Source organism: Escherichia albertii NBRC 107761 = DSM 17582 (assembly GCF_000759775.1).
GTDB classification, from domain to species: Bacteria; Pseudomonadota; Gammaproteobacteria; order Enterobacterales; family Enterobacteriaceae; genus Escherichia; species Escherichia albertii.
This window is the reverse complement of sequence record NZ_BBMY01000202.1, coordinates 1-3,071: the sequence shown is the minus strand read 5'-3', so window position 1 is coordinate 3,071 and position 3,071 is coordinate 1. Positions and strand designations below refer to the sequence as shown.

Below are 3,071 nucleotides of genomic sequence, written 5' to 3'. Positions count from 1 at the left end.
TTACTTAACCAATGATGCTGCATATTCGATAAGGTAAAGCTTTGGAGCCAGCAAAATTTTTAACCATGTCATATTGGTTACTACAGCAATAATAAAACTTACCCACAGAACAAAAACTGCAGCTAATGGTAAGATTAGAAAACTAATCTCACCGTTACTTTCCCAAATCATAGTCGGTTTGTATTTAGTCTTCCCCTTATCCCATGACCATCCTTCATCATCGAACTTACCAATTTCAACTTTTTGGTACTGTTTCTTCATAAACCAGAAAACCAGCGGGATTGTTAAAATGGCTATTAATGTTTTAATCAGACTGTCAACCATGTTCCATAGCAGCAACTGATGAACAACATCAGGAATCTGTGCCTGGCTAAATGAGACAGCCGCGTCTATTCCATTACTGGCTTTTTGCAATAGTTCTATGAGAATCTTATTTGCCTGTTCTTCCATATATCACCTCAAATAAGTGGTTTGCTGCCTAATTTCATTTTCTGGCGACCAACACAAGTCATCTTGCTGTCAGTTGTTTGGATTTCCGGTAGCCTGCCGCGTAAAGAGCTACGTTTGGTAGGCAAATACTTCCACTGCATTCATCTTCTTTCTTGCAGCGAAGGTTTCCGAGTGATATTGCTTTTTCAGAAAGACTTAAACGCTTTTTCTGCTCTTCCTGAACAGGTTCCTCACTGTCTGTGTCGAAGATCGAATCGATGATGTTGCATATAGCATCACGCTCGATAGCCAGCTTTCTGCGCCGCTCATGGCGGCGAGTTTTGGCATTTCCTGCAAATGTTGATTTTCCGTACACGATTACCGTCATGATATTTTCCTTATGTGAAATGGCTTTGGTGGTGATGAGTCAGATGCTGATCTTCTGGTTGCTGTCGTTGCTGCTGCAATTCACATCACCGCCAAACCCATCTCGTTTGGTATCTGTTCGCGCTTTGTCAGCGCGCCATCGAAGTTAAAGAGCCTGCCAATCTGTTCCGTTTGGCTTCCAACGTCCTGCTGATGGTGATAATGATGAACTAATAGTTCGATATTATCAAGAACTATTGGTACGAATCGTTTGTGGTTTATTAACTCTACGAAATATGATTTTGATATATAAGGAAATTTATTTTTGTAAATGTTGCGGATGAAGGTTATGCGGCAGGGATCAGAATTGCGTGGTTTAGCAAGTTGTATCTATTTATTTTTCAATAAATACAATTGGTTATGTGTTTTTAGATGGTGGATCGGGAGGCAAAGAAAACTGCTAGGTAGAAAACTGTGGGCACAAAAAAGCTAATGTGGAGTTGTTTGATCTTTTTAGGGGAATAAGAAAACCCGCCGAAGCGGGTGTTTTTGGTTATGCTGCCATTGGAAGCTTTGATGCTAGCATTTCTGCTTTTCTCTGCTTCATTTCAGCAATAATCTGATTGATTCGATCCGCACTTTTAAGCATATCTTTGATATGTTCAGTTCTAGACATGTTTATCCTCCGCTCTGTAAGTGTCAAAGACCCGATTTAGCACTCTTGAGTAGTTTTGATCCCTCAGAGCACAAATCAGGATTCTTTTCTCTTATGTTTTTGATTAAAATCTGTGCAAATATGATGATTTGCTTTAAGTTTAGTTCATTGATTGCATCAGCTTTTTGGTCAAGTTTCTCTAGCTCTGCATCTAATTCGTCAAGAGATGGGTTGGTTAACTCATGCAACCCTTCAATTCCAAGCTCTTCAAGACTGGTTGTAACAAATTCAATCAGACCGATTACAGCCTTTTTGACGCTATATATCTGCTTCTCCTCTGCGGAGGCCTCTGCACTTGGAACCAATGCTAAGGTTTTCAGATATTCATTCGTTTCATCTTGGGTCACTAACTATACTCCTTATATATGCTCGATCAACCCATTTTGCAACCGCATTTACTGGGATAGAGCTTTTTTTACAATAGTCTTATGTGTATATTTACAACGTTGTTTGTGGATAGGGTTATGATTTGTACCTAAAACCTGTCGCATTTTCGTCTCTATGCTATTGGTATTAATAATTTCTCAGCCACTCCCTTGCCTCGATGTCATCCAGATGGCGAGATTGCTTCAGAATACCAGCCACATACTCCACCTTTGCTACTTGATGATAAGGCAACGTTATTGGTCTGTGGTCTTGGTTGATGCTTGTAAATTGGTATTCTCCATCTCTGTCATAGCCAAGAATCTTGATCATGTTGTGTCCTTCGATGGTTCTGACAAACACCTCATCACCCGGGAATACTTTGGTGTTAGGCTCAATGAGTACATATTCTCCTGATTTTATTCTGGGCCACATGCTGTCTCCTTTCACACGAAGACCAAAGGCATCTGGATCATCGCTATAAATCTTGAGCCACCCATCGCGTTCTTCGGTCATCTCGATGGCACCATCAACACCAAGAATTGCCTCACCAACCACGCGCACTAACCCTTTTTTTAATTTGCCAACAAATGAAAGAGTATCTTCATCATTCGCTCCATTTAACGAAGTGCCGTGCTGAAGCCAAACAACATCAACGTTTAGAAATTTCGCAAGCGCATTCATTTTTTCCTGACGCGGTAAAGACTCAGCATTAAACCATTTGCTAACGCCTTTGGACGAAAGAGAAAGGGCACGGGCTATAGCCATTCCCCTACCATGTTCATCAAGACCAGCTTCTTTACAGGCTTGCGCTAGCCGCTGGGCGAATTCTTTGCGCACTTTTTCATTCTGAACCATGAGTACGATACTAAAGCACTTGCAAAAAACTTTCAGTTCAATCATAATGCGTGCTGAAAGTACGAAATGGGTATTCCTATGCAAAATCTTGATGAGCCGATTAAAGGTGTCGGCATACCTGAAGTTGCGAAGGCTTGTGGAGTTAGCGAAAGGGCTGTCTATAAGTGGCTCAAAAACGGCTTCCTCCCTAAGACTGAGTTTTTTGGGAAAACGAAATACGCCTCAAAAATCGAAGAGATTTCTGGTGGCAAATATCAAGCAAGCGAAATGCTTGAAATAAGTAAAAAGAACCTTCTGGCTGCATAAGTAACACCGCTCTTTATCAATCTGCACCGCCGAC

The 3,071-nt window shown here is 41.1% G+C and carries 6 protein-coding genes; 1 reads left to right on the top strand and 5 read right to left on the bottom strand.

The genetic code is table 11. From position 1 onward, the window contains the following. From EA14781_RS21975 to EA14781_RS21955, 5 genes are all read right to left on the bottom strand, one after another. Positions 1–450 carry a hypothetical protein gene (locus tag EA14781_RS21975; protein WP_000392414.1) on the bottom strand — a complete coding sequence of 150 codons (450 nt, stop codon included), beginning with the start codon at positions 448–450 and terminating at the stop codon, positions 1–3. A gap of 58 nt (positions 451–508) precedes the next feature. Beyond that, a complete protein-coding gene (locus EA14781_RS21970) occupies positions 509–817 on the bottom strand; it encodes a transcriptional antitermination N peptide (RefSeq protein ID WP_024164620.1) in 309 nt (102 codons plus the stop codon). A gap of 531 nt (positions 818–1,348) precedes the next feature. Beyond that, positions 1,349–1,471, bottom strand: coding sequence for a hypothetical protein (locus tag EA14781_RS25935; RefSeq protein ID WP_256204659.1), 123 nt, complete (start codon positions 1,469–1,471; stop codon positions 1,349–1,351). Positions 1,472–1,494: 23 nt separating this feature from the next. Continuing rightward, complete coding sequence (locus tag EA14781_RS21960; RefSeq protein ID WP_000189752.1) at positions 1,495–1,857, bottom strand: hypothetical protein; 363 nt, start codon at positions 1,855–1,857, stop codon at positions 1,495–1,497. 166 nt (positions 1,858–2,023) lie between these two features. Next, on the bottom strand, positions 2,024–2,731 hold the full coding sequence (locus tag EA14781_RS21955) for a S24 family peptidase (protein WP_032266376.1): 708 nt from the start codon (positions 2,729–2,731) through the stop codon (positions 2,024–2,026). 78 nt (positions 2,732–2,809) lie between these two features. On the opposite strand from EA14781_RS21955, the gene EA14781_RS21950 reads away from it, so the two are divergent. Then, positions 2,810–3,037: a helix-turn-helix transcriptional regulator gene (locus tag EA14781_RS21950; protein ID WP_001180318.1), complete on the top strand. Its 228-nt coding sequence runs from the start codon at positions 2,810–2,812 to the stop codon at positions 3,035–3,037. Positions 3,038–3,071 lie beyond the last annotated feature (34 nt).

Coding starts and splice junctions, on each gene's coding strand:
- EA14781_RS21970 (WP_024164620.1), bottom strand. CDS start 817: ATGACGGTAATCGTGTACGGAAAATCAACATTTGCAGGAAATGCCAAA.
- EA14781_RS21975 (WP_000392414.1), bottom strand. CDS start 450: ATGGAAGAACAGGCAAATAAGATTCTCATAGAACTATTGCAAAAAGCC.
- EA14781_RS21955 (WP_032266376.1), bottom strand. CDS start 2,731: ATGGTTCAGAATGAAAAAGTGCGCAAAGAATTCGCCCAGCGGCTAGCG.
- EA14781_RS21950 (WP_001180318.1), top strand. CDS start 2,810: ATGCAAAATCTTGATGAGCCGATTAAAGGTGTCGGCATACCTGAAGTT.
- EA14781_RS25935 (WP_256204659.1), bottom strand. CDS start 1,471: ATGTCTAGAACTGAACATATCAAAGATATGCTTAAAAGTGCGGATCGA.